1 protein-coding gene is annotated in these 270 nt (G+C 55.2%); it reads right to left on the reverse strand.

The window, feature by feature from the left end:
- Positions 1-270: PTS transporter subunit IIC (locus tag IEQ44_RS15895; protein ID WP_319804718.1), on the reverse strand; the 270-nt coding region annotated here is incomplete at both ends.

Consider the following 270-nt stretch of genomic DNA (forward strand, 5'->3'; position numbering starts at 1 on the left):
ATCGTTTTGGTCAGACGGGTGACCAGCATGGCGACATTGAGAAGAAAAATAACTGGGATAATCATGGCGCCAATGGCTGTCGCATAACCAACGCCGGAGGCAGGGCCTGCGCCAACGTCAAAGACATGCAGGGCTAGGCCGAAACGCTCAATCATCACTTTGATAGGGGGACTGAGGCTGACGATCGCCATGACGATCACCAGTCCCATACCGACAAAACCAATCCCAACCGTTACCCCTGCCTTAATCGCCTGCAGCCAGGGGATGCGG

It is taken from the genome of Nocardioides malaquae, assembly GCF_015070385.1.
Lineage (GTDB): Bacteria > Actinomycetota > Actinomycetes > Propionibacteriales > Nocardioidaceae > Nocardioides > Nocardioides malaquae.